Origin of the sequence: Pseudomonas sp. rhizo25, from assembly GCF_031931935.1 — a bacterium.
GTDB lineage: Bacteria > Pseudomonadota > Gammaproteobacteria > Pseudomonadales > Pseudomonadaceae > Aquipseudomonas > Aquipseudomonas synxantha.
The window spans coordinates 1-424 of sequence record NZ_JAUJXA010000057.1 but is presented as its reverse complement, the minus strand read 5'-3'; the positions used below and the strand labels follow the sequence as shown (position 1 = coordinate 424).

At 56.1% G+C, this 424-nt stretch carries 1 protein-coding gene; it reads left to right on the top strand.

Going from position 1 to position 424, the window contains the following annotated elements; genetic code table 11:
• Positions 1-13: 13 nt before the first annotated feature.
• A partial coding sequence (locus QZR30_RS27915; protein WP_311904786.1) for an immunoglobulin-like domain-containing protein occupies positions 14-424 on the top strand: 411 nt, incomplete at its 3' end.

The window sequence follows — 424 nt, the reverse complement described above, 5'->3', positions numbered from 1 at the left end:
AAACGGTGCGCCGGTGACCAACATCACCAATCCGCTCACCGTCACTCTCGATAACGGTCAGTCCATCACTATCGGCGTGAACCAATCCAGCGGTTCTATCTCGGTTGTTGCACCTGATGACGTCTACAAGGGCGACCAAACCGTCACCACCGCCATTAAAGGCGTGACCGGCGGCGAGCATTTTGAGAACCTAGTTCCAGGGACCGATAAAGTCACCACGACTGTGACTGACACCCCGGGTACTGATAACACCACCACTGTGACGCTGACTGCACCAAGTGCCGTTAACGAAGGCGGCGAGATCACTTACACCGCTACGCTTTCCAACAAAGCGGGCACTGACGTAACGCTGAAACTCGATAACGGCTCGAGTATCACGATCAAGGCCGGCGATACCGTCGGCACGGTAACCGTTCCTGCACCG